This window comes from Glutamicibacter sp. 363 (genome assembly GCF_052379505.1).
Taxonomy (GTDB): Bacteria; Actinomycetota; Actinomycetes; order Actinomycetales; family Micrococcaceae; genus Glutamicibacter.
In genome coordinates this window covers 26588-51674 of sequence record NZ_JBQSYR010000007.1, presented here as the reverse complement: position 1 = coordinate 51674, position 25087 = coordinate 26588, and the positions used below count along the sequence as shown (strand labels likewise).

The window sequence follows — 25087 nt, the reverse complement described above, 5'->3', positions numbered from 1 at the left end:
CTGGTTGGTACTTAGCTCTATCTTAGTCCGGCAAACAGATCTGTTTCGGGCAACTCGGTGGCAACCTTCGAGGAGATCAGCGTGTAGTCCTCCCACGGCCATGACTCGGCATAGATGTGCTCGGGGACCGCGAAGAAGAAACCTTCCGGGTCAATCTGGGTTCGGTGCGCTAGCAAGGCCTGATCGCGCAGCGTGAAGTAGTCTGCGCAGTGCACCTGGGTGGTGGTCGTATGTGGCGAAACCCACTTGAACATTTCGTTCTCTTCGTCGTTTTCCCACATGGCAACACGTTCGGTGTACGGAGATTCGTAGCCAGCTTCCAGCATTGCGTAGTGCAAGGTGCGGAAGCGGTCAGAGGAGAACGCACGGTCGAAGTAGAGCTTGTCCACTTCCCAAGGTTCACCGAGCTCGGGGTACATCTCCGGGTTTCCGGCTTGTTCGAAAGCGAAGGTGGCGACCTTGTGGCTTTGGATGTGGTCCGGGTGCGGGTATCCGCCATTCTCGTCGTAGGTGGTAATCACGTGCGGACGGAATTCGCGGATCAGCTTGATGACACCAGCTGCCGCGATTTCCACCGGCTGCAGTGCGAACGCGCCGAAAGGCAGTTCCGGCAACGGCTCTCCCTCGGGCAGGCCCGAGTCGACGTATCCTAGCCAGCGGTGTTTAACCCCGAGTACCGCGGCGGCTTCAGCCATCTCCGTGCGGCGCACGCCGGGCAGGTCACGATGCGCGTGGGCCAGTTCCCCGACCGCAGCGTTGAGAATGTCACCGCGTTCACCGCCGGTGCAGCTGACGACCATGACCTCGGCGCCGGCTTCAACATAGGCGGCCATGGTGGCAGCCCCCTTTGAAGACTCGTCGTCCGGGTGGGCATGAATTGCCATGAGACGCAGCCCCTGGGACGGCGCTAACTTCTTCACGTCGTGAATCTCCACGTAAAATCTTCCTTCTGCACTGTGAACAGGCCGGTATGCCGTCATGGCATACCATCAATGACAACTCTCACGTAGACCCGAGTTATTCCCTGAACCCCCTGCCGGTAGACTAAGAGATACCTCATAGATAGCGGCAGAGAGTGGTACAGGGTAAGCGATGTCTGATCCAAGCTTAACGGCTCGATACAACAACCCCAAGAAACGCCCGCTGTCCAAGCGCACCCGCTTCCTGCTCATCGGTGGCGCGCTGACCGTCGGCGTCGCCGGTGCGGCGTATATCGGATTCGCAAACTTCAGTGCCATAACCGCGCAGGACATCGAATTTTCGGTTGCCTCGCCAGCTCAGGCAACCGCGGTGATCGAGGTCGAATACAACTCCAAGCACCGTGTGCAGTGCGATGTGAGAGCGCTGAACGAGTCCAAGGCTACCGTTGGCTTTACCAGCATCGCGCTTGAATCCGCCGATCCAGGTCAGCTGACTACCCAGCGCATCACGGTGCCGCTGCGTACCGATAACCTGGCCGTCACCGCTGGGGTAGAGGCTTGCTACAAGGTCCCGAACGATTTCTCCGAGTAACAATTAGCTCGTTCTTCTTCCCTCAGAGCTGAATCTATTGGGATTATTTCCCAAACACGACTATTATCGTTGGAAAGTACGTTTAACCCCGCATCGGTTTGTGCGCCTAGTTGAAAAGCAACTGGGACAGGAGCCTAGCGGGGTCTTTGCTTGCATCCGCCGAAATTCGACAGATCGCCAATTCGTACCGAATCTGACTTCTTCAACGCCACCGCATGGTGGCGTTCGGCTTTGCCGTCCACCTCGGACGGTTAACAGAAGAAGTCCCTGACAGACCAAAGGAAGTACAACGTGAGCACCAACAGCAACGAACCTGTCGTGTGGCTGACTCAGGAGGCCTTCGACCGCCTTCAGAACGAACTGACCTTCCTCTCCGGCCCAGGCCGCACCGAAATCGTTGCCCGCATCGAGCAGGCACGTTCGGAGGGTGACCTCAAGGAGAACGGCGGCTACCACGCTGCTCGTGAGGAGCAAGGCAAGGCCGAGGCCCGCATCCTTTATCTCAAGGACCTTCTGCGCCGCGCCCACGTGGGCGAAGCGCCCGCAGATGACGGAGTGGTCGAACCAGGCATGCTGGTGGGTGCCACCATCGCTGGTGATGAGACCACTTTCCTGTTCGGTTCCCGTGAGGTTGCCGGCGACAGCGACCTTGAGGTGTACTCGGAGCAGTCCCCAATCGGCAAGGCAGTGCATGGCAAGAAGGTTGGCGACAAGCTGACCTACACCGCGCCCAACGGCCGCGATATCGCCGTGGAGATCATCTCCGCCACGCCATACGAGGGCTAGTCCCCTACGCATCAAAAGCAGCTGGCCTGACACTTGAAAAAGTGTCAGGCCAGCTGCTTTTCATCTGTAATTTCGAAATCAGGCTACCGAGCCGCCAGCGCTATTCGTGATGTGCGGGTCAAAGCCCTCGGCACGCAGATTATCCAGCACATGCTCGGAATGCTTATGGCCCTTGGTTTCCAAATCGATGGTGATCGCTACATCGCCCATGGACAGCGAACCGCCGATGCGCGTGTGGTCCAGACGAGTCACATTTGCATCCGATTCGGCGATGACCCGCGAGATGGTCGCCAACGCACCTGGACGGTCCGGCAGCATGATGCGCACGGTCAGGAAACGACCGGCTGCGTTTAGACCACGCTGGATCACCTTGAGCATCAGCAACGGATCGATATTTCCGCCCGAGAGGATCACCACGGTAGTCGCCGGGTCAATTCCATGGGCTTTCAATCGGTCCTCCAGCAGGGCCGCGACGCCTACGGCACCAGCCGGCTCCACCACCAGCTTATTGCGCTCCAGCAGCACTACCAGCGCCTGCGCCAGCGCATCTTCGGAGACCGTCACCACGTCATCAACGAGTTCCTTGATGATGACAAACGGCAACTGCCCCGGCTTGCCCACCGCGATGCCATCAGCGATGGTGTGCACCGTGTCCAAGGGCACCAGTGCATCCGCGGCCAGCGACGGAGGGTACGCGGCGGCATTTTCTGCCTGCACGCCGATCACCTTGATGTCGCGGCCCAGCTGACGAGCTTTCTCCTTCAATGCAATGGCCACGCCTGCCAGCAGGCCGCCGCCGCCCACGCCCATCAGCACGGTCTCCACTTCCGGAAGCTGCTCCAGGATTTCCAGGCCAATAGTTCCTTGGCCGGCAATGATGTCGGGGTGGTCGAAGGGGTGCACAAACACCGCACCGGTTTCATCGGCAAAACGTTGCGCCTCGGCCAGCGCCTGATCGACGGTGTCCCCATGCAGCACCACTTGCGCGCCGTGGTCTTGGGTGGCCGCAAGCTTCGGCAGCGCCACCCCGCGCGGCATGTAGATGCGTGCTTTAATTCCTAGATGCGCCGCCGCTTGGGCCACACCCTGCGCATGGTTGCCTGCCGAAGCGGCCACCACTCCGCGGGCTTTCTCTTCGGCGCTGAGCTTTGACATGCGCACGTAGGCGCCACGGACCTTGAAGGAACCCGCGCGTTGCAGGTTCTCGCACTTCAAGAACACCTCGGCGCCTGCATGCAAGGAAAGTACCCGAGAGTGTTCGATCGGGGTGCGGGCGATCACCGGTTCGAGCACCTGTGCTGCGTGCTCGATATCCGCCAAGGTGACAGGTAGTTCTGGCTTGCTGCTCATCTATTCCTCATTTGCGAAGTTCTCGGTGCGCCGGCTCACCGGCGGTTGTTCGGGGGAAGTTTCGGTGGGCTGCTCTGGAGGGGCGTGAGGATCCTCGCCAACCCCATATTGTTCGCGGACGAACGGGTCATCGTCCCATCCGCGCCGAGCTAGGTATTTCACCACCGAATTCAATACGGCCATGATCGGTACGGCGAACAGCGCTCCGGGGATGCCAGCCACCATGGCTCCGCCGGCGACTGCGAGCACCACTGCCAGCGGATGCAGGCTCACCGCCTTGCCCATGATCAGCGGTTGCAGGATGTTCGATTCGGCCTGCTGAACCAGCAACACCACGCCAAGCATGATCAGCGCGTTGATCCAACCGTTGGCGACCAGCGCCAGGAGCACCGCCAATGCGCCGGTAACCAGCGCGCCGATGATCGGGATGAAGGAGCCAACGAAGACGATCACGCCCAGTGGCATCGCTAACGGAACGCCCAGGAAGAACGCGCCAAAGCCAATGCCCACCGCGTCAATGAAAGCCACCAGCAGCTGCACGCGCACGTAGCGCACCAGAGAGAACCAGCCGCGGCTCATCGCGCCGTCCATGGCGGGACGGGCGCGAAGAGGCAGCAGGTTGATCAGGAACAGGCCGATCTTCCGTCCATCGAGGAGCAGGAAGATCAGCGTGAACAGGGCCAGCAGGACTCCGGTGACGATCTGGCCGAGCGCCGAACCCCAGCTGATCGCTTCGCTCAAGATATTCGTGGCGTTCGAGCGTAGCTGGCCTAACGCGTCATCGATGACGTTTTGCAGGTCGTCATTGGTTAGCTGCAGGGGGCCATTAAAAAGCCAATCCTGGACCTGTTCCAGCCCTGCGATCGACTGGTTCCACAGTGCTGCGAACCCGGCGGAAAGGCGCTGGCCGGCCATCGATAATCCGCTCACCACCAACGCGAGGAAGCCAAGCACGGTGAATCCCACGGCCAATCCGCGCGGCACCGCCAACTTACGATTCAGCACGTTGACGATAGGGGAAAGCAGACCGCTGATCAGTGCGGCGATCATCACCGGGATCAGCAGCAAAGACAGCTGCGATAGGAGCCAGACAATCACGCCTACGGCGGCGGCCACTACGAGGAAACGCCAGGACCACCAGGCCGCTAGCCGCACCCCATAGGGCATGTCATCCGCATCATGGAAATCCACGTTCGCTGAGCGTGGAGTCGGTCCCGGGCTGGTTTTAGCTGGTAGCACCACCCGGAACCGGCGCAGTCGCGACAGCCGGTTACTCTTCATTTCTCTAAGTTACCGTGAGTTCCGCGCCGCACCGGGATCCATGTCGGTATTGTGACACAAAAAACAGAACCAGTGCCCGTATTGGGCACTGGTTCTCAAAATCTATTCCAATATGGTTATTACTCTTCGCGCAGAATAGCCAGAATGCGCAGAATCTCGGTGTAGAGCCAGACCAGGGTCATGGTCAGGCCGAAGGCACCGCGCCAAGCCATGATTGCCGGGGCACCCTGGCGGGAAAGCTCCTCGATCATGGTGAAGTCGGAAACCAGCGCGTAGGTCGCAAGCAGGACCGCAACGACACCGATGATGACGCCGAGCATACCGCTGCGCATGCCGAACATGCCGTCAACCGTACCGGTCATCATCATGACCATATTGACCAGCGAGAAGACCACCATGCCGATCATCGCGATCATGAACATCTTGTTCAGCTTCGGGCTCATCCGGTACTTGCCCGAGCGGTACAGCGCCAAGGTCACGCCGGCGACGCAGAAGGTCGCGACGACCGCCTGGATTGCGACACCCGGGTATAGCCCGTTCAGGAACTGCGACAAGCCGCCGAGGAACAAGCCCTGGGCTACTGCGTACAAAAGAATGAGTGCCGGCGATGGCTTCTTCTTGAACACGTTGACCAGGCCCAGCACAAAACCGACCAGTGCGCCTGGCAACATCAGGATTGGCACTGCCCAGCCCGCTGCGGCGCCAAGCACAACAAGTCCCAAGGTAAGGATGGTCTTGTTGATGGTGTCACCGACCGTCATGCGACCGGTGTCGTGGCTAGTGGCCGATGGCTGCTGGTACATGCCCTGCAACTGATCGGCGCTGAGGTTGCCGGATTCGTGGAATCCGACCGGACTGCCTGCATTGGAGCCAGTGCCCCAGTTTGCAGACTGGTTCTTGGAACCGAAGATCGGGTTACCGCTCAACCTGAATTCCCCCATAAGTCGTTTGTTCAAGCACAAGCCCATCGCCTGTGTCCTGCTACCGATCTTATTTGGGTTTGCTGTGAATCGGCTCAGCCATAGGGATGATATCGATATATTTAGCCTGAATTATGCCTAGAGCGTGTGCATTTTCCGCTTCGCTTCATCGTTAGGCCGCTAGCCACGTTAATTGCGAGCGACAGAACTTCGATCCCATCCCCTTTGACCCCGGCAGCATGGGGGAATTTTTGCATGCAGCGTCGCAATGCAGAGCCAGAGGGAATCGCCTCGTGGTGATGGCCTCCTGCAAGTGGTGGCCCCGCCGATAGCAATGGCCTTGTGTGGTTTCAGTACCGTCCGATGCGGAAAACTAGGCCGTCCTGGCTTGCTTCCGCGCGATTCATGAGCTCTTGATGTGATCCATTTTTCTGCATTGGCAATGGCGCAGAGAATTCCAACGAGTTTTTTCGAGGGCTGGGCTGCGGGGGAAATTGAATCCTGGAGTTCGCCAATACCCGGCATGCTCGACGTCGCCATAGCAATCCGGGGCCGGGACGTACAGTCCGTTGGAACTAGTTGCTTGGGGCCTCATGAGCCAATCCAAGTGGCAGAATCCAGCTCTGGAATTTGTTCCTGAGCTCCGCGGAACCAGGACGCTTCAGCGTCGCCTGCACTCGGTCGGTGGCCGAAGGACTGATGTAGATCCGCTTCGCCAGAATCGACAAGTCAACTGCAAAGCACCAGTATTCAAGCAAAGCAAGGGCCGCTACTTCCCCGTGTTTACAGGTAAGTAGCGGCCCTTTCACAGGTGCCCCCAGTGGGACTCGAACCCACAAGCCTTTCGGCAGCTGATTTTAAGTCAGCCGTGTATGCCAATTCCACCATGAGGGCAAGACTCTAAAATCTTACGCGATCAGATCGTAAAATCTGAAATTCCCGCATCGATCAGTGCCACAGGGGCCAGAAGTCACTTCCGGCCCCTGTGGCGGTCATTCGTCGATCAAAGCAGCTTACTTCGCTGAAGCAGCCTTCTTGGGATTAGCCGATTCTTCGAAGGCCGCGCGAGGGGTCTCCAAGTTGTTCAGCTGCACCGCGTCGCGCGAGAAGAACCAAGCAACCATCCAGTCGCCCAGGACGCGGAACTTGCGCTCGAAGGTTGGCATGGCCATACCGTGGTATCCGCGGTGTGCCATCCAAGCTGGCCAGCCCTTGAGCTTCAGGCCAACTACCTTGGCGACGCCCTTGTTCTGGCCGAAGCCTGCAACTGCGCCGAGGTTCTTGTGCTTGTATTCCTTGATGGTGCCTACGCCGTAGCGCGATGCATACAGGTTCTTCGCCAGCAGCTTGGCCTGGCGCACTGCGTGCTGTGCGTTCGGCACGCAGGTGCCATCCGGCAGACCGCCGGTGACGTCCTTCACGGCCGAGATATCGCCGGCAGCCCAGGCTCCGTCCAGCGGGTTGCCGTTCTCATCCTTGATCCGCAAATCGGTGCGGGTCTCGATGCGGCCGCGCTGTTCGATTGGGAAATCGGTGGAGCGCACCATCGGGTTCGCCATGACACCGGCGCACCAGATCAAGGTGTCTGTGCCGAATTCGCCGGCTGGGGACTTGTCTGCCATATTGATCAGCTGCAGGTTTCCGTCGGTGGCATCTGCCAGCGAGGTGTTCAGCAGGACCTCGATACCGCGGCTGCGCAAGTGGTCAACAACCCACAAGGCCTGCTCTTCGGTAACTTCCGGCATGATGCGGCCCATCGCCTCAACGAGAACAAAGCGGACTTCCTTCTCATCGACGCGGTCGTTGAGCTTGACCAGGTGACGAGCCATGTCTTCAAGCTCGGCAATGGTTTCGATGCCAGCGAAGCCGCCACCAACCACAACGAAGGTCAGCGCGCGCTTGCGTGCAACCGGATCGGTCATATTCGCTGCGGACTCTATGCGTTCGGCAACCTTGTTGCGCAGTGCTACCGCTTCTTCGATGGTCTTCAGTCCGATGCCTGCATCGCCCAGTCCCGGAATCGGGAAGGTGCGGGTGATGGCGCCAGCGGACATCACGATATCGGTGTATTCCAGCTCGAATTCTTCACCGCTGACCGGTGCGACAACAGCCTTCTTGCTAGCGTGGTCAATGCTCAGCACACGGCCATTAACCAGCTCGGAGTGCTTCAGGTGCGCACGGTGGGAGACCACCGCGTGGCGTGGTTCGATATTGCCACCTGCAACTTCTGGCAGGAATGGCTGGTAAGTCATGTATGGGTTCGGGTCTACGACGGTGACGATGCCACCGTGGTCCTTGACCTTCTTCTGCAACTTCATCGCGACGTAAAGGCCAACATAGCCACCGCCAACGACAAGAATGCGCGGACGCTTCTGGGAGCTTTCGATGATCGACATACTCTTGATTCTACGCGGAATATCGGAGTTAGTGAAAACATTCACTAACTTTCTCTGTTGCCTTCGTCTCTCCGCCCGCACAAGTTCCTGCCGCGGCGGAGCGCACCGGGAGAATTCCGCGCTTTCCAGCTGAAAACCTGCCCTGGAAACGGTCATCGGACACCGGGCGCCTACCGCCACGGGTTAACCCGAACTGGCGGTGAGCCAAAGGAGTTCTATCTCCTTTGGCTCACCGCCAGCAACAAGTTTCGGCTACTTATCGTCTTCCGGGATTTCGTCGAATAGATCGCGCCCATCGCCCGACTTGCCGACCTGCAATTTACTCAGGGCCGCGAGCTCGGCTTCACGGATTTTCTTTTGCCGTCGGGCACGAATTCCTACCTGCGCTCCCCCGCCGAGGAGTACCAGCACCAGCAGGATTCCACCGCCGAGCACAATCACCGGCTGCAGTGCCGGGGCCGAGTCATCGGGAAGGATCGGTTCGGGAGCCGCTACGGGATCCAGCGTCGACTTCTCCATGGAGACCCCTGGATCCGGCGCCTCGGTCTTTTCATCTGAATTTCGGCGATGGATCCGAATCCACTCGGTAATGGTGTTCATCGGATTAGTCTCGGCCACCGGCACATTTGCGGTCAGCGCCGCGTGCGCATCGATAATGCCGTAACCGTACAGATTGTCCACACCGGCCGCGCCGGTGTCCTTGGCGGTCTGCAGGATTCGGTTGATCACCTGTGGCGCTTTCATCTCCGGATGCTCGGCGCGAATCAGCGCGGCCACGCCGGCGACCAGCGGCGCAGCGCCCGAGGTACCGGACCAGCGGGCGTATCCGCCGCCGGGCAGGCCTCCGACCAGCTGTTCGGCGGGAGCGGCGACACCGATGGAGATACCCTCGGTGGAGGAATCCTTCGAAGCCTTGCCCGACTCATCGACCCCGGCGACCGTCAGCACGCCGGGGATCGTTGCCGGGGCACCGACCTGGCTCATCCCGCCCGAACGGTTGCCCGCGGCGGCCACGATGACCACGTCCTTGTCCTCCGCGTACTTGAACGCGTCATCCCAGCTTTCGGGCCACGCCGGCGAGGTGGAGCCAAGGGACATGTTGATCACCTTGGCGCCGGAATCAACTGCCCAGCGCACCGCCTTGGGGATCTGCTCCTCGACGGGAATGCCCGAAGGGTTTTCCCCGCCCATCCACAAGGACACCGAAAGCAGATCGGCCTCCGGAGCGACGCCGAGCACTCCGTCATTGCCCGCACGCAGGGGCGGCACCTTCTCGTATTCGGGTTCTTCGGGGACTTCTACCGGCTCTTCGTCGTCCGCTTTGTCTTCATTTTTTTCTTCGGCGTTCTTCTTCGCGCGTTCCCACGCGGCCTTCAGCCGTTCGTTCTCGGACTTGATCCGCTCAATCTCTTGCTTATTGTTGCCGCGCCCGCCCAGCAAGGTGGCCACCAGGGTTCCGTGCTCGCTCATCACACCGATCGGCCTATCGCCCTTAGGCCCGCCGGAACCAGACATGTCCGCCCCGCCGGCGATCGCGCCCTTCAGATCAGGGTGGCTGGTATCGATGCCGGTATCGATGATAGCGACCTTGACGCCTTTGCCCTTGGTGACCTTGTGCGCCTCGGTAATGCCCTGGGCCGCCAACCAGTATTCGCTGCTGCGGATATCGTCCGCATGGGCCGGAGCGGCGCCAAGCACCGTAGCCCCGGCCAGTAGCGCCGCCAACACGGCAGCCAACAAGGTACGCGCCGCGACGGGCTTGCCGGTAGTCAAGTGACCCACGATCATCTCCTCGCAAGGGGCTCCGGCATGCCGGGCCAGTAGGGCTAGAACTGCAGTTGGCTAGTTACGCGCGGCCGAGGCCGTGATTCCATCGAGAATATCGTGCTCCGAGGCGATCAACGTCATCGGACGGTTTTGGCTGGTTCGTTCGAGGTAACCCAGAATGCGTTCCACGATCAACGCGCCGGCCTGAATCACATCCACGCGTCCCGGATGTATGAAGCCCAACGCTTCGCGTTCCGCACGGCTATAGGAGAGCATTTCACCGGTGGCTCGGCGCATCTGCGGGAAAGAAAGCTGGGCGCCGTGGATGGCTGCCGAATCATAGGCGCTCAACTTCAGCGCCTGCGCGGTGAGGGTGGTAAAGGTACCGGCCACCACGATCACCGTATCCACCTGGGACACATCGACTCGGCCGTCCAGCGTGGCCAGCGTGTCATCGATGAACTCGATCGCCCCGTCGCGGTCGGCAAAGCGTTCGGTCACCCGCACGCAACCCATATCCAGCGAGGCCGCGGCCAGCGGTCCGGAATCGTCGCCGAGGACAAATTCGGTGGAACCGCCGCCAAGATCAATGACCAGCAGCTGGCCGTCCTTGGCGTGGCGCACCGAGGCCGCGCCGGTAAAGGACAGGCTCGCTTCTTCATCTCCGGTGATCACCTCGGGGCTCACGCCCAGGATGCCGGTGACGGTGGACAGGAAGACCTCGCGGTTCGAGGCATCACGCGCCGCGCTGGTCGCCGCAAAACGGATCTGCTGGACTGAATGCTCATCGCACAATGCCTTGTACTCGCGCACCGCGGCGAAGGTACGTTCCAAAGCTTCGGGAGCGAACCCGCCGGTGGCGTCCACGTCCTGGCCCAGCCGAACCACGCGCATGGTGCGCACGACGTCACGCAACTGCACGCCGTCGGCCTCAACGGTGGCATCCGCAATCAGCAGGCGGATGGAGTTCGTCCCGCAGTCGATTCCCGCTACGCGCATCAGGCTTGATCCGCTTCGGTGGCTTCGCGCTCGGCACGCTTGCGTGCGCGCTCGGCGCGTTTCACCGCCGGGTCAACCCGCTCTTGGGTCTTCACATGGCGCGATCGATCCAGGCTCGGAGCCTCGCCGGTGGTATCCCAGGCGCCTTCGCAGAAGCATTTGTCCTTGGTCCACCATTCCGCGATCCCCGCGATGGCCTCGTCACCCAGCGGGTTCACGCCCTCGCCGGCCGCCAGCGAATGCCCCACGAGCACATGCAGGCACTTCACCCGGCTCGGCATGCCGCCGGCCGAGACGCCGTCGATCTCCGGGACCGCCCCGGTGCCCGAACGCTCGCCGATCGCCTCGCGGTTCGCCAGATAGGACTCGTGCGCCGACACATAGTCGGCGGCCAGCTGCGAATCCTCGCCCAAGCGATCGTTCATGGCGCCCATCAGCCCGGCGGCTTCCAGCCGGGACACCGCGGCGGTGATGACCGGATGCGCCAGGTAGTAGGTGGTCGGGAAGGGGATGCCGCTGGAAAGCCGCGGGGCGGTGGTCGCCACCAGCGGATTGCCGCACACGCAGCGTGCACCGATCTCCACCACATCGCGTACCGGACGGTTCAGCTGGCGGCTGAGCGTATCCAGGTCCTGCTCGCTGGGAACACGTCCGGCGGCATCGAGGGCTTCGCGGATTGGCTTATCAGTCAAGTTATCGTCTTTTCGCGTCGTGTGGTTCGTCCCTGGTGCAGGGAGCCGGTAAGTGATCAGTCGGTCGCCGAGCGATGCACCGAATCGAGCAGCGCATCAACCCATGGAAGATCGGCGCGCACCTCATAGGTGCTGCCATTGCTTGTTTGGACTTCTTCCTCAGCTGGAAGTTCGCCCACCACCTTGTACAGCTTTTCGCCCGGCATCACCAAGTTTATCCGTTCGCGGGCCTGCTGCTTGATATACAGCGGATCGTCCCAACGTGCGATCTCGGCCTTCAGCTCGTCGCGCTGCTGCTCCTTCGCGCTGATCGAGGCACGCAGTTCGTTGATTTCGGTCATTTGGGTGCGGTAGAAGTTCACCGTGGGCACCAGCATCACGGCGAAGAACGCGAGCACTACCAGCAGTGCGGCCACGCGTCCGGAGAAGCGATGGGCCGCCACCGGTTCGCCGGCTGGCGGCTGGCTGTGGGCCTCGGCCTTCTCCCCCGGCTTGCGGCGGACCGCGGCGGAGAACTTCACCCGGTCATCGCGGCGGCGTTCGCTCTGCTTCTCCTTGGCACGTTCGCGCAGCGGTGCTTTCGGTTTTCCCGCGGCAGGCTTGGCGGCGGGCTTGGCTGGCCGCGGCGCCGCGGGCGCGCCAGAAGAGCCGGTGCCAGCTGTTTTGCGTTCCGGGGATGGAGCGGTCCGCGCCCTGCGCGCCGCCGGAGCATTCCTCTTCGCGGTGGGTACCACGTGCAACGCGTCGGTGGCCGGCTCCGCCTGATGGGCCCCACGGGTTTCACTGCGCGCGCCGGCTGCCGGTGCTTCGTCTATTTCGCTACGCTCACCGGAGTCAGCTTCCGGTTTCCCGGTGCTTGCTGGGGTGTTTCGTCGCGGCATGCGCGGTGGTCGCTGCGCCATACTCCCCCATTCAAACTCGTACTTCCAACGGTATCTCCATTAAATAACGATAAGCCCGTCGGTATCCAACTACCGACGAGCTTATTCGTTTTATCTGAAGATTAGCTGTTGAAACGCGGGAACGCGCTGGTTCCTGCGTAAACTGCTGCCTCGCCCAGGTCCTCTTCGATGCGCAGCAGCTGGTTGTACTTTGCTACGCGCTCGCTTCGGGCCGGGGCACCGGTCTTGATCTGGCCGGCGTTGGTGGCCACGCAGATCTCGGCGATGGTGATATCTTCGGTCTCGCCCGAACGGTGCGAGGTGATGGTGGTGTAGCCGGCACGCTGGGCCATGGAGATGGCGTCCAGGGTCTCGGTGAGGGTGCCGATCTGGTTCACCTTGACCAGCAGCGAGTTCGCCGTATTGGTCTTGATGCCCTGAGCCAGACGCTCCGGGTTGGTGACGAACAGGTCATCGCCCACCAGCTGCACCTTGTCGCCGATATTGTCGGTCAGGGTCTTCCACCCTTCCCAGTCGTTCTCATCCAGCGGATCCTCGATGGATACCAGCGGGAAGTCGGCAACCAGCGAGGCGTAGTAGTCGCTCATCTGCTGTGCACTGCGCGATTCGCCCTCGAACTGGTAGGCGCCGTTCTCGTAGAACTCCGAGGAGGCCACGTCCAGCGCCAGGGCAATGTCCTTGCCCGGGGTGTAGCCGGCGCGCTTGATGGCTTCGGTGATCAGTTCCAGCGCCGCGCGGTTGCTTGGCAGGTTCGGCGCGAAGCCGCCCTCGTCGCCCAGCCCGGTGGACAGCTTCTTTTCCTGCAGTACCGACTTGAGGTTGTGGTAGACCTCGACGCCCCAGCGCAGGCCTTCGGAGAAGGTCTCGGCGCCCAGCGGGGCGATCATGAATTCCTGGATGTCCACATCGGAGTCGGCGTGCGAGCCGCCGTTGAGGATGTTCATCAATGGCACCGGCAGCACGTGGGCGTTCGGGCCGCCCAGGTACTTGAACAGCGGCAGGTTGGCGCTGGCGGCTGCGGCATTCGCCACGGCCAGGGAAACACCCAAGATGGCGTTGGCGCCGAGCTTCGACTTGTTGGCGGTGCCGTCCAACTCGATCATTGCCTGGTCGATGGAGCGCTGGTCGGTGGCGTCCAAGCCCTCCAGCTCGTCGGCGATCTCTTCGATTACCGACCCAACGGCGCCCAAGACGCCCTTGCCGAGGTAGCGCTTCTTGTCTCCGTCGCGACGTTCCGCGGCTTCGAACTGGCCGGTGGAAGCACCGGATGGAACCGCGGCGCGGCCATGTGCGCCATCGGTAAGTAGGACCTCGACCTCAACGGTCGGATTTCCGCGGGAATCAAGAATTTCGCGCGCGTGAATGGCGTCAATCAATGCCATGAGTAAGGACTCCTTGTATAAAGGGGTTGTCTAAGGGCTGGTCGATCCAGCGGTCCGATCGACCGTTGGCACCATTGCCTGTTCCCTAGCCTAGCGCTTCACCCCATGTTAGGGCGACGTTGTTTCACTCTTCGTTCCAGCATAATTTTCCGCCAGCGCGTCGCGCAGCACCGTTTCGGCATCCAAGCCAAGCTCCTCGGCCCGCGCCGAGAGGGCCAAGAGTTCGGAACCCAGGCTCTGCGCGTCGTGCACGCGTGCCCGGATTTCGCTGGTGGGCGCCGGGAGTTTCGCGGCCCCCGCACGCCGGTGCCGGTCCAGCAGCTTTTGCGCCAGCGCCAGCGAGGGAAGTCCGGCGGGGAGTCCGGCATTTTTACGCCGCGGCGCCCCGGCACGTTCGGACTGCTTCGCTGCATCCCAAATCCGGATGATCTCAGCGATGTCCGTGGTGATCACCGGTTCGAGCTCACCGCGTGCATCGAAGACATGCCGGTTGCGGCGTTGCAGCTTGTCTGCCAGCGCCTTGGCCACGTCCTGCAGGCCGAAGTGCTCCCGCTCCTCGGCGATCCGCGCATGGAGCAGGATCTGGAAGAGCAAATCCCCGAGCTCCTCGCACAATAGTTGCGCATCCTGCGCGCCAATCGCGTCGAGCACCTCATAGGATTCCTCGATCAGGTAGGTGCGCAGGGACTCATGGGTCAATGCGCCGGTCCAGGCACAGCGCTCCCGCAGGGTCCCGACGATCCAGATCAGCCGGTCTAATTCGCTCTCGCTTTGCATGCCTTCAAGCTAATCACATGGATGCGGGCAACCCGGGCAGACCATCGATGCTCAGCGAATTCTTCTGCGCCCGGTACTCTTCCATGCCCGCGGCGCCCTTCTTCTCGGCCTGCAGGCGCAGCAGCTCCCGTTCCCCGGCGAGCTCCATCACCGGTACGCCCCAACCGCAGGAGTCGCTGATCCGGGTGAGCCGAACCGAAATCACCGCGCGGGTGCTTGGATGCTCCGGGTGCAGGGCAACAACCTTCTCGAAGACCTCCTCGCCCGGCAGGTGAACCGCCCCGCGCCCGTGCAGGCGCACGATGCGTGGCCGGTCGTCGAAGGAATTGAACATCAGGCACACCCGGCCGTTTTCCCGGATATGCGCGATGGTTTCCACCCCGCTGCCGGTGTAGTCCACCCAGGCCACCTGGTTCGGGCCCAGCACCGAAAAGGAGTCATGCCCGCGCGGGGAGATGTTCACATGCCCTTGGTCCGATAGCGGCGCGGTGGCCACGAACCACATCGGCTGCCGTTGAATCCAAGTCTTCAGGTTCTCGTCTATGCCCTCAAAGATTTTGCCCACAAATTCGAGCATAGTGCATCGATTTCGGCTCCCGCCACCCTGCCTCGGGCAGGGTTAAACGCCGCAAGGGCCACCGGTTCGGTGGCCCTTGCGCCAATGATTGCGTCGAGAATTAGATCTCTTCGTAATCCTCGTCGTCGTCCTCATCGTCGTCTTCGTCGAGCAGGTCGGCGTAGTAGTCGTTGATGTATTCGACCAGCAGTTCACGCATTTCCAGCGGCACGAAGGCCGCCTCGGCGGCGTTCAGCGTCAGATCCAGCAGGTCTTCGAGATCGTAGTCGAAGGCCTCGACCAGCAATTCGAATTCATCGGACAGGCCAGTGCCGCTCATCAGCCGGTTGTCCGGGGAGATGGTGACGTTGAACCCGGTCTGCACCAGCAGGTCGATCGGGTGGGATTCGATTCCCTCGCCGAATCCGGCGGTGGCGCCGGTCTGCAGGTTCGAGGACGGGCAGATTTCCAGCGGAATGCCGCGTTCGCGCACCCAGTTGGCTACCGGGCCCAAGGAAACCAGTCCGGTGTCCTGGTCCAGGGTTTCCCCGTCGTCGTCCACGCCGCCGAACTCGATTTCGATATCTTCCGCGACGCGTACGCCGTGGCCCAAGCGGGTGGCGCGGCCGACCAGGATTGCATCCTTGATCGAGTCCAGCCCGGCGGCCTCGCCTGCGTGCACGGTGGCGGGGAAGAGATTCTCGGCCAGCAGGTCGAAGGCGTCCTTCATGCGCGAAGGCGGGAACCCATCCTCGGGGCCGGCGATGTCGAATCCGACCACGCCCCGTCCGCGGTGGCGCAAGGCCAGCTGGGCGATCTCCAGGCCGCGGTCCGCTTGGCGCATGGCGCAGAGCAGCTGGCCAACCTGAATCGGGTGGCCCTCGTTGTTCAGCGTCTCGCAGGCCTGATCCAGCCCTTCCTGCACGGCGTCGACGACGTCGTCCAGGCTCAGCCCCTCGCGCAGGTGCTGCTCGGGTGCGTAGCGCACCTCGCCGTAGATCACGCCGTCGGCCGCGAGGTCTTCGACGAATTCGCGAGCCACGCGGATCAGCGCATCGCGGGTCTGCATTACGGCCAGGGTGTGGTCAAAGGTTTCCAGGTAGCGTGGCAGCGAACCGGAGTCGGCCGATTCACGGAACCATTCACCCAAGGCTTCGGCGTCGGTGGCCGGCAGCTCGTGGCCGACCTCCGCTGCCAAGTCGATGATGGTTTGCGGGCGCAAGCCACCGTCAAGGTGGTCATGCAGCGAAACTTTGGGCAGATCCCGGAAGTCGAACTCGGGATCATAGGCAAGATGAATCATTTCTTCAGTCACAGGTCGAGCCTAGTCGCAATTCCTCCGCACAGATAGTTCTGCTGGGTAAAGATCTGCGAGCCGCTATGTGACCATCGTCAAGCCGGCGGGTTAACCCTGTTCGCGCTCGGGCGGGACCAGCTCCAGCGCCCCGGAGGTTTCGGCCGGTGCGCCGTTCTGCGTGCGCCGCTTGTACCGGGCAAACACCCGATTGACCAACAGGTCGATGAGGTAGCCCAGCAGCACCGCGAGCACCACCGAGACGATAATTCCCAGCAGTTTGTTATGCGCCAGCCAATTGCCCGCCAACGCTCCGATGCCCACCGAATAGGCGCCCCAGGTGACGCAGCCGATGATGTCGAAGAGGGTAAAACGGCGGTGGCTGAAGCCCGTGGCGCCCGCCGTCAAATTCACCGCGACGCGGCCCACGGGGATATAGCGTGCGGTGAAAATCAGCAGCGCCCCTGAGGTCTGGAGCTTGCGCGCGGAAAAATTCAGCACGCGTTGCGCCCGCTTTCCGCGCATCCACGCGAAGCCGCGCGCCCCGAGCTTGCGGCCGATCAGGAAGGTGATCTGGTCCCCCACGATGGCCCCGGAAATGCCAAGCACTGCAATCAATACCAGGTTGGGCGACCCGGTGTTCACGCCCACGGCGGCCAGCGAGACCAGGAAGGACTCGGAGGGCACGATCGGAAAAAACGCATCGATCATGCAGAACAGAAACAACAGCGGCAGCACCCACCATGCGCTTGCTGCCTGCGTGATCGCCTCGTTGACCAGTTCCATTAATCTCTGCTTCTTCCCCCGGGCTTGCGCCTGACGCGCCGTGATTCCATTCTCACTCGAGAACTCGCACCGATGCATCCGACCGTCGTCGCATAATGAATTTTATCCATCCACACCCACGGGTGGAGACATCTGTCCAACGATTGAACACCGCCTTCCGGTTCCCGGGAGTTTGCCGGGAGTTTGCCGGGAGCTAGAGCCGCGCGCGGAGCAGCGGTTCACGACCACCGCGAAGAAACGACAGCGGCACCCGACCACGGCGTGGGTCGGGTGCCGCCTTGCGTCGACGAGATTCCGGCGCACTCGCGGAAGTTCGGCTACTTCGCGGCAATCCGATCGAAGATCAGGCGGGTGTCCGCCCGGTCGGTATCCGAACCGATCAGGATCGACTTTTCCACCAGTTCGATGGCGCGCGGCAGCTTCTGCGGGGTATCGGTCAGCAGCGTCGCGATCGGCTGCCCGCGGCGCACCAAGGCGCCGGGCTTCACATGCAAGCGCACGCCGGCACCTGCCTGCACCGAATCCTCCTTGCGGGCACGCCCCGCGCCCAGGAACCAGGCCGCCAAGCCGATATCCATCGCGTCGAGCTTCAGCAGCGCGCCCTCGGCCGGCGCGTAGACGGTATGCGATTCGGTGGCCACCGGAAGCTTCGCGTCCGGGTCGCCGCCCTGGGCGATGATCATCTGCCGCCAGCGGTCCATCGCCTGGCCGTTGCCCAGCGCGGCGCGCACGTCAACGCCCTTGATCCCGGCACCGGCGAGCATCTCGGTGGCCAAGGCCACGGTCAGCTCGACCACGTCCTCCGGCCCGCCGCCGGCGAGCACCTCAACGGATTCCTCGACCTCGATCGCATTGCCGGCGGTCAACCCGAGCGGGGTGTCCATATTCGTCAGCAAGGCGACGGTATTCACCCCGGAATCGGTGCCCAGGTAGACCATGGTTTCGGCGAGCTCGCGGGCCATCGCCTCGTCCTTCATGAAGGCGCCGGAACCGACCTTCACATCCAGGATCAGCGTGCCGGTGCCTTCGGCGATCTTCTTGCTCATAATCGAGGAGGCGATCAGCGGCAGCGAGTCCACGGTGGCGGTCACATCCCGCAGCGCGTACAGCTTCTTATCCGCCGGGGCCAGCCCGGTGCCCGCGGCGCAGATCACCGCGCCGGCACCCGAAAGCTGGGCGAACATCTCCTCGTTGGTCAATGCCGCACGCCACCCCGGGATGGCTTCGAGCTTATCCAGGGTGCCTCCGGTGTGGCCCAGGCCGCGGCCGGAGAGCTGCGGGACGGCCACCCCGAAGCTGGCGACCAGCGGTGCCAGCGGCAGCGTGATCTTATCCCCCACCCCGCCGGTGGAGTGCTTGTCGGTGGTGGCCAGCCGCTTGCCGTTGGCATCGGTCAACCCGGAGAAGTCCATGCGTTCGCCCGAGTTGATCATCGCGTGGGTCCAGCGCGAAATTTCCGAACGGTTCATGCCGCGGAAGAAGATCGCCATATTCAGCGCGGACATCTGCTCTTCGGCGATGGCGCCGCGGGTGTACGCCTCGATGGTCCAGTCGATCATCTCGCCGCTGAGTTCCCCGCCATCGCGTTTGGTGCGGATGATATCGACGGCACTAAATTTTTCGGCAGCCATAATCGGGTTCCTTACTCGTCAATTTCTCGGAGGTGACTTCGCTACGCAAAAGCGCGCGGGTCACAAGGCAATATCGTTCGGGCCAAAGGCGTAGGGCAGCAGCTGTTCCATGGTGAGGATGCCGGTATCGGTTTTGATCAGCATGTCGGCACCCCGGTGCTCGAAGAGCAGTTGGCGGCAGCGCCCGCAGGGGGTGATCAGTTCGACCTTGCCCGCCTCCAGCTGGCCGAAACAGACAAAGTACGCCAGCTGGCCGCCGCCGGTGGCGAACATTTCGCCGACCATGGCGCACTCGGCGCACAGGGTCACCCCGTAGGCGGCGTTTTCGATATTGCACCCCGAGACGATTCGCCCATCGGTGGTTTGCGCCGCGGCGCCCACCCGGAACTTCGAGTAGGGTGCATAGGCCGTGGACAGCGCCGCCGCGGCCGCAGCTTCGAGCTGCGACCACGGCGCGGTGTTGTTTTCCATGGGGATTGTCATTCCTTCACATACGGTTCGCCGACGGCCGCCGGGCCACGCGAGCGGCCCACCAGTCCGGCGACGGCGAAGATCGTGACCAGATACGGCATCATCGCCATGAACTGGCTTGGCACCGGTGTGCCGATAATCGTCAAGATCACCTGCAGGTTATCCGCGAAGCCGAAGAGCAGCGCGGCGGCGAAGGCTCCGATCGGGTTCCAGCGTCCGAAGATCACCGCGGCCAACGCGATGAAGCCGCGGCCGCCGGAAATCTCCTTGGTGAAGGAATCGATCGCCACCAGGGTGAAGAACGAGCCGCCGATGCCGGCGACGATGCCGCCGAGGGTGACGTTCCAGAAGCGGGTGGCGTTGACCTTGATGCCCAGGGTGTCCGCGGCCTTCGGGTGTTCGCCCACCGCACGCACGCGCAGCCCCCAACGGGTTTTGAACAGGCCGAACCAGACCAGGAAGACCGCCACGTACATCAGGTAGCCGATCAGCGACTGCTTGAACAGGATCGGGCCGATCACCGGGATGGCGCTCAACCCGGGGATCGCGATGATCGGCAGGTGGGCCGGCGAGTTGAACAGTTCCGGATCTTCCTGCATCACCGTGGTGAAGAGGAACCCGGTGATGCCCGAGACGAGCACGTTGAGCACCACGCCGACGATGATCTGGTTGACCAGGTACTTGATTGCGAAGACCGCGAGCACCAGGGAAACCAGCGCGCCGGCGATGCCTGCGGCGATCAGCCCGGCGAAGGCGTTTTTGGTCACCGAGGCGACGATCGCCGCGGTGAACGCGCCACCGAGCAGCTGGCCCTCGATGGCGATGTTGACCACGCCGGCACGTTCGCAGAGCACTCCGGAGAGCGAACCGAAGACCAGCGGCACCGCGAGCACCACCGCGCCGGCCAGCAGGCTGGCCAGCGAAATGCTGTTGATATTCGCCCCGGAGACCACCCAGATCAGGAAGCCCAGGACGAAGAGCACCGCGGCGATCACCACCGCCCAGGTCGGCAGGGCCTGCCCCTTGGCGCGCAGCCTCCAGGAGTAGGCCGCCAGGGCCGCCAGCAGCACCCCGAAGACGATATTCGTGGCCATGCCCGGGAAGACCAGGTCCGGAATCGTGAACGCGTCGGTGGCGGTGCTCAGCGAGAAATGCGCCGCCTGGCTGCTGCCTAGGAAGCCGAAGCTGATCAGCGTGATCAGTGCGATGACGCTGAGCACGATTGGGGTTTTCTTGCTCGGCAACAGCGTGATCGACGGTTGCAGGCCTTGAGTCGTCATGGTGGTCACTTGGCACCTGCCTTGGTGGTTTCGGCGACGCGCGCGCGTCGCTTGGGGTTCATGCCGAAGATCGATTTCACCAGCGGCGGAGCGGCGATGAACAGCACGATCAGCGACTGCACCACGAGCACGATGTCGATTGGGGTGCCGGTGGAGATCTGCATATTGACCGCACCGGCGCGGAAGGCACCGAACAAGAGCCCGGCGAAGAAGGTCCCCCACGGGGTGGAGCGGCCCAGCAGCGCCACGGTGATCGCGTCGAAGCCGAGCGAGCCGGCCACACCGGCGGTGAGCACCTTCTCGGTGCCGGCCACCTGGGCGACGCCGGCGGCACCGGCCAGCGCGCCGGCGAAGGCCATCGCCAGCATGGTGGTCCGTGCGACGTTCACCCCGGCGGTCCGTGCGGCCTGCGGGTTATGCCCTACCGCGCGGAATTCGAAGCCGAGGGTGGAGCGCTTGAGCATCCAGGCCACCAGCACCGTCAGCCCGATCGCCATGACGAAGCCCAGGTGCAACCGGGAACCCGGCATCGCCGGGAAGGTCGCGTTGGCGTCGAGGATCGGGGAGATCGGGTTCGTCTCGCCGGGACGGCGGAAGGCGGTGGTGTTCATCAAGAAGTACAGCAGGTACAGCGCCACGTAGTTGAACATGATCGTCAAGATCACCTCGTGCGCGCCGGTGCGGGCCTTGAGCAGGCCCACCAGCCCGCCCCACAGCGCGCCGCCGAGCAGCCCGAAAATGATCACCAGCAACAGGTGCAGCACCAGCGGCAGATGCCAGGCGAACCCGACATAGCCGGCCATCGTGGCGCCGATGATGATCTGCCCCTGGGCACCGATGTTGAACATGCCCGCGCGGAAGGCCAGGGCAACGCCCAGGCCCGCGCAGATCAGCGGGGTGGAGACCGTCAGGGTCTCCAGGAACGGGGAGAAGCCCCGTGCGGAGTTGTAGATGGAGCCGTTGAACAGCGCCACGTAGCTTTCGGTGCCCGCGCGCCACAGCTGGGAGAAGAAATCGCTGGGTCGGGCGAAGATGTAGCTGGAGGTCTCGATGACCTTCTTGTCGGTGACCGCTACCAGCAGGCCGCCGATGACCAGGGCGACGATCACGCCGAGCAGCGAGACGATGCCCGGGCCCTGGGTGATCTTGCGGAACAGCTCGTTATCCGGCTGCTTGCCCTCGGGCGGCGCTGCCGGCTTCTCGGCGGCCGGCATCTCGCCGATGGGGTTCTCGCTCACTGCGCTTCTCCTTCCGCTGCGTTCATGTCGCCCGGCGCTGCTTTGCCGGGCTGAGTGGTTTCCGCCGGTGCCGGGGCCGCCTCGACGGGTTCGGCGTCGGCCTTCACGTGGCCGGCCTGGCTGATCGCATCCTCCTGGGAGACGCCGGCCATCATCAGGCCGAGCACCTCGCGGGAGGTGTCCCCCGGCACGATGCCGTTGATCTTGCCCTTGTAGAGCACCGCGATCCGGTCCGCCAGCTCCATCACCTCGTCCAGCTCGGTGGACACGATCAGCACCGGAGTGCCCTTGTCGCGTTCGGCGACGATGCGCCGGTGCAGGAACTCGATGGAGCCCACATCCACGCCGCGGGTGGGCTGCGAGGCGATGAACAGCTTCAAATCGCGGCTCAGCTCGCGGGCCATCACCACCTTCTGCTGGTTGCCGCCAGAGAGGCTGGACGCCGGGTTCAGCGGGTTGTCGGTGCGCACGTCGAAGTCGGCGATCTGCTTGGTGGCGTTCTTCTTCATCGCCTCCAGGTTCATCGAAATCCCCTTGCCGAAGGGCTTTCGGTCGTACAGGTCCAGAATCAGGTTCTCTTCGATGGAGAACTGGGTGACCAGCCCGTGCACCGAGCGGTCTTCGGGGACAAAGCCCACGCCCGAGCGCAGCACCGCCTTGACCGATTTGCCGACCAGTTCCTGACCGTCGAGCTTGATCGATCCGGCGTTCACCGGCTGGGTGCCGAGGATCGCCTCGGTCAGTTCGGTCTGCCCGTTGCCTTGCACCCCGGCCACGGCGAGGATCTCGCCTCGGTGGATGTCGAAGGAGACCCGGTCCAAGGTGGTGGTCCCGGCCGGATTGATGACGCTCAGCTCGCGCACCGCGAGGCTGGCCTCCCCCGGGGTGCCCGCTTCCTTGTTCAGGTTCAGCTGCACGGCGCGTCCGACCATCAGGTTGGCCAGCTCGGTGGTGGAGGTTTCGGGGGCGACCGAGTCGACGACCAGTCCGCGGCGGACCACGGTGATCACATCGGAGACCGCGCGCACCTCGCGCAGCTTATGCGAGATGAACACGATCGAGGTGCCGTTGGCCTTGAGCTGGCGCATGATATCCAGCAGCTCGTCGGTCTCCTGCGGGGTCAGCACCGCGGTTGGCTCATCGAGGATGAGCACCTTCGCCTCGCGGACCAGTGCCTTGATGATTTCCACGCGCTGCTGCACGCCGACGGGCAAATCCTCGACGATCGCGTCCGGGTCGACGTTGAACCCATAGCGGTCGGAGATTTCGCGGACCTTCTTGCGTGTGACCTGCAGGTCAAGCACGCCGCCGGCCTTGGTGGCTTCGGCGCCCAGGGCGATGTTCTCGGCGACGGTGAACACCGGGATCAGCATGAAGTGCTGGTGCACCATGCCGATGCCGGCGGCCATGGCATCGCCGGGGCCGGAGAATGCCACCGGCTTGTCGTCGATCAGGATGTGCCCCTCGGTCGGTTGGTACAGACCGTAGAGCACGTTCATTAGCGTGGACTTTCCCGCGCCGTTCTCACCGAGCAAGCAGTGGATCTGGGCATCATCGACGACGAGGTCGATGTCTTTGTTGGCGTAGAAAGAACCGAAGGCTTTCGAGATTCCTCGTAGTTCGAGTTTCACGATTCCACCATCTTTGTTATTCGGTTACTGGCAGGTGGGCAGGCATAGAGCGCGTCACCTGCACACCGCTCAGGCGGTGAGCGGTGACGCGCTCGGATGACTTATTCTGTGGTGCGCCAAACCCTACTTAGGGCTGGCTGCCGATTCAACCTTCAGCTCACCGGAGATGATCGAGGCCTTCAGGGCCTCGAGCTCTGCCTTGGTTTCATCGGAAACCGTGGAGTCGAAGTCGTGGAATGGAGCCAGGGCAACACCCTCGTTCTCCAGCGTTCCGACATATGGGGTCGAATCGAAGTTGTCTGCCGCGTCGGCGACGATGACCTCTTCGACGGCCTTGTCCATGGTCTTGACCACCGAGGTGAGCATGACGTCCTTGTAGTCCGGAGCGGTCACGTAGCCATCGGAGTCAACCCATACCAGCTTGACGTCCTTGCCGGCCTTGTTGGCGTCCTGCACCGCAGCGCCGGCGCCCTTGCCTACCGGACCTGCCACGGGCATGACCACGTCTGCACCGTTGTCGATGAAGTTCTTGGTCACCTGCTTGCCCTTGTCCTGCTTTTCGAAGTCGCCGGTGAACGTGCCGTCCTGCTTCTCCTTGTCCCAGCCCAGCAGCTTGACGTCCTCGCCCTTGTCTTCGTTGAACTTGTCAACGCCGTCGGCGAAACCGTCCATGAAGATGGTGACGGTAGGAATCTTGACGCCGCCGAAGGTGGCCACGGTGCCGGTCTCCGAGGCGGCAGCTGCCGCATAGCCGGCCAGGTAGGCTGCCTGAGCCGTGTCATAGATGATCGGCTTGACGTTTTCGATCTGCTCCTCATACTGGAAGTCGACGATCGCGAAGTGCTTCTCCGGGTTAGCGGCAGCGGCTTCGGCGGTTGCGTCGCCCAGCAGGAATCCGACGGTGACCGTCAGATTGCAGCCGGCGTTCATCATGCCGGTGAGGTTGGTGGCGAAGTCGGCGTTCGACTTCGACTCTGCCTCGCGCGGGGTGAAGCCAATATCGTCGGCAGCGGCCAGCAGGCCGCGGTGCGAGGATTCGTTGAAGGACTGGTCGTCGAATCCGCCCGAGTCGGAAACGATGCAGCCAATGTAGTCAGAGTTGCCGGCGGCTCCGCCGGTTTCCTCTGGAGCAGCGCCACAGGCGCTCAATGCCAAAGCCGAAATGCCGAGCATGGCCGCAGCCATACCGGTCTTGCGCGATACGAAGCGCATCTAAACCTCCATGAGTGAAGTGCGAGATTACCGGGAGGCGAGGAACCTGTAACCCCACGAAGATGGCCTTCGCGAGCGGCACAAAAGTACTAGCTTTCCCATCGTTTCCATAGCCTATCGGAGATACGACAGAGGTAAAGACGTGGAAGATTACAAACCGGTAACTTCCCGAACACGTAACGGCAAGCGCTTAACGCCAAACTCCAAGTCAGATGACGATTTGT

Annotated in this window: 22 protein-coding genes and 1 tRNA gene; 2 read left to right on the top strand and 21 right to left on the bottom strand. The window is 62.5% G+C overall.

Going from position 1 to position 25087, the window contains the following annotated elements; translation table 11 throughout:
• Positions 1-17: 17 nt before the first annotated feature.
• On the bottom strand, positions 18-884 hold the full coding sequence (gene mca, locus ACT3UA_RS05755) for a mycothiol conjugate amidase Mca (protein WP_096287807.1): 867 nt from the start codon (positions 882-884) through the stop codon (positions 18-20).
• Between the two features lie 208 nt (positions 885-1092).
• Here mca and ACT3UA_RS05750 point away from each other — a divergent pair, with 208 nt between their 5' ends.
• Together ACT3UA_RS05750 and greA are read left to right on the top strand one after the other, a co-directional pair.
• Positions 1093-1512, top strand: coding sequence for a DUF4307 domain-containing protein (locus tag ACT3UA_RS05750; RefSeq protein ID WP_096287725.1), 420 nt, complete (start codon positions 1093-1095; stop codon positions 1510-1512).
• 291 nt (positions 1513-1803) lie between these two features.
• Positions 1804-2298 carry a transcription elongation factor GreA gene (gene greA, locus ACT3UA_RS05745; RefSeq protein WP_096287727.1) on the top strand — a complete coding sequence of 165 codons (495 nt, stop codon included), beginning with the start codon at positions 1804-1806 and terminating at the stop codon, positions 2296-2298.
• A 78-nt stretch (positions 2299-2376) separates the two neighbouring features.
• Here greA and ilvA read toward each other — a convergent pair whose 3' ends face one another.
• From ilvA to ACT3UA_RS05645, 20 genes are all read right to left on the bottom strand, one after another.
• Positions 2377-3648 carry a threonine ammonia-lyase gene (gene ilvA, locus ACT3UA_RS05740; protein ID WP_444615677.1) on the bottom strand — a complete coding sequence of 424 codons (1272 nt, stop codon included), beginning with the start codon at positions 3646-3648 and terminating at the stop codon, positions 2377-2379.
• Positions 3649-4839 carry an AI-2E family transporter gene (locus tag ACT3UA_RS05735; protein ID WP_444615676.1) on the bottom strand — a complete coding sequence of 397 codons (1191 nt, stop codon included), beginning with the start codon at positions 4837-4839 and terminating at the stop codon, positions 3649-3651.
• Positions 4840-5048: 209 nt separating this feature from the next.
• Positions 5049-5870, bottom strand: coding sequence for a Bax inhibitor-1/YccA family protein (locus ACT3UA_RS05730; RefSeq protein WP_096287733.1), 822 nt, complete (start codon positions 5868-5870; stop codon positions 5049-5051).
• 791 nt (positions 5871-6661) lie between these two features.
• Positions 6662-6743: transfer RNA gene (locus tag ACT3UA_RS05725), tRNA-Leu, on the bottom strand.
• Between the two features lie 119 nt (positions 6744-6862).
• On the bottom strand, positions 6863-8245 hold the full coding sequence (locus tag ACT3UA_RS05720; protein ID WP_096287735.1) for an NAD(P)/FAD-dependent oxidoreductase: 1383 nt from the start codon (positions 8243-8245) through the stop codon (positions 6863-6865).
• 252 nt (positions 8246-8497) lie between these two features.
• On the bottom strand, positions 8498-10027 hold the full coding sequence (locus ACT3UA_RS05715) for a S8 family serine peptidase (protein WP_255248491.1): 1530 nt from the start codon (positions 10025-10027) through the stop codon (positions 8498-8500).
• 60 nt (positions 10028-10087) lie between these two features.
• Positions 10088-11011, bottom strand: a complete 924-nt coding sequence (locus ACT3UA_RS05710; RefSeq protein WP_176484238.1) for a Ppx/GppA phosphatase family protein — start codon at positions 11009-11011, stop codon at positions 10088-10090.
• Positions 11011-11703 (bottom strand): DUF501 domain-containing protein, encoded by a 693-nt coding sequence (locus ACT3UA_RS05705; protein ID WP_105553912.1) that lies wholly within the window; start codon positions 11701-11703, stop codon positions 11011-11013. Before ACT3UA_RS05705 ends, ACT3UA_RS05710 begins: the two co-directional genes overlap by 1 nt.
• A gap of 56 nt (positions 11704-11759) precedes the next feature.
• Positions 11760-12605, bottom strand: a complete 846-nt coding sequence (locus tag ACT3UA_RS05700; protein WP_444615675.1) for an FtsB family cell division protein — start codon at positions 12603-12605, stop codon at positions 11760-11762.
• Between the two features lie 101 nt (positions 12606-12706).
• Entirely contained in the window at positions 12707-13987 is a 1281-nt protein-coding gene (gene eno, locus ACT3UA_RS05695; protein ID WP_444615674.1) for a phosphopyruvate hydratase, read from the bottom strand.
• Positions 13988-14095: 108 nt separating this feature from the next.
• Positions 14096-14764: a MazG nucleotide pyrophosphohydrolase domain-containing protein gene (locus tag ACT3UA_RS05690; protein ID WP_444615673.1), complete on the bottom strand. Its 669-nt coding sequence runs from the start codon at positions 14762-14764 to the stop codon at positions 14096-14098.
• A gap of 13 nt (positions 14765-14777) precedes the next feature.
• Positions 14778-15329, bottom strand: coding sequence for a pyridoxamine 5'-phosphate oxidase family protein (locus tag ACT3UA_RS05685; protein WP_444615672.1), 552 nt, complete (start codon positions 15327-15329; stop codon positions 14778-14780).
• Between the two features lie 112 nt (positions 15330-15441).
• A complete protein-coding gene (locus ACT3UA_RS05680) occupies positions 15442-16623 on the bottom strand; it encodes an adenosine deaminase (RefSeq protein WP_444615685.1) in 1182 nt (393 codons plus the stop codon).
• Positions 16624-16725: 102 nt separating this feature from the next.
• Positions 16726-17400 (bottom strand): DedA family protein, encoded by a 675-nt coding sequence (locus tag ACT3UA_RS05675; RefSeq protein WP_096287751.1) that lies wholly within the window; start codon positions 17398-17400, stop codon positions 16726-16728.
• 317 nt (positions 17401-17717) lie between these two features.
• Entirely contained in the window at positions 17718-19031 is a 1314-nt protein-coding gene (locus tag ACT3UA_RS05670) for a thymidine phosphorylase (protein ID WP_096287753.1), read from the bottom strand.
• A gap of 60 nt (positions 19032-19091) precedes the next feature.
• Positions 19092-19502: a cytidine deaminase gene (locus ACT3UA_RS05665; protein WP_096287755.1), complete on the bottom strand. Its 411-nt coding sequence runs from the start codon at positions 19500-19502 to the stop codon at positions 19092-19094.
• Positions 19503-19510: 8 nt separating this feature from the next.
• Positions 19511-20782, bottom strand: coding sequence for an ABC transporter permease (locus ACT3UA_RS05660; protein WP_444615684.1), 1272 nt, complete (start codon positions 20780-20782; stop codon positions 19511-19513).
• A 5-nt stretch (positions 20783-20787) separates the two neighbouring features.
• On the bottom strand, positions 20788-21996 hold the full coding sequence (locus ACT3UA_RS05655) for an ABC transporter permease (protein ID WP_096287813.1): 1209 nt from the start codon (positions 21994-21996) through the stop codon (positions 20788-20790).
• A 20-nt stretch (positions 21997-22016) separates the two neighbouring features.
• The gene (locus ACT3UA_RS05650) at positions 22017-23651 is read right to left on the bottom strand and encodes an ABC transporter ATP-binding protein (protein WP_096287757.1); all 1635 of its coding nucleotides are present in this window, start codon (positions 23649-23651) and stop codon (positions 22017-22019) included.
• Between the two features lie 123 nt (positions 23652-23774).
• Positions 23775-24863, bottom strand: coding sequence for a BMP family lipoprotein (locus ACT3UA_RS05645; protein WP_096287759.1), 1089 nt, complete (start codon positions 24861-24863; stop codon positions 23775-23777).
• Positions 24864-25087: the final 224 nt, after the last annotated feature.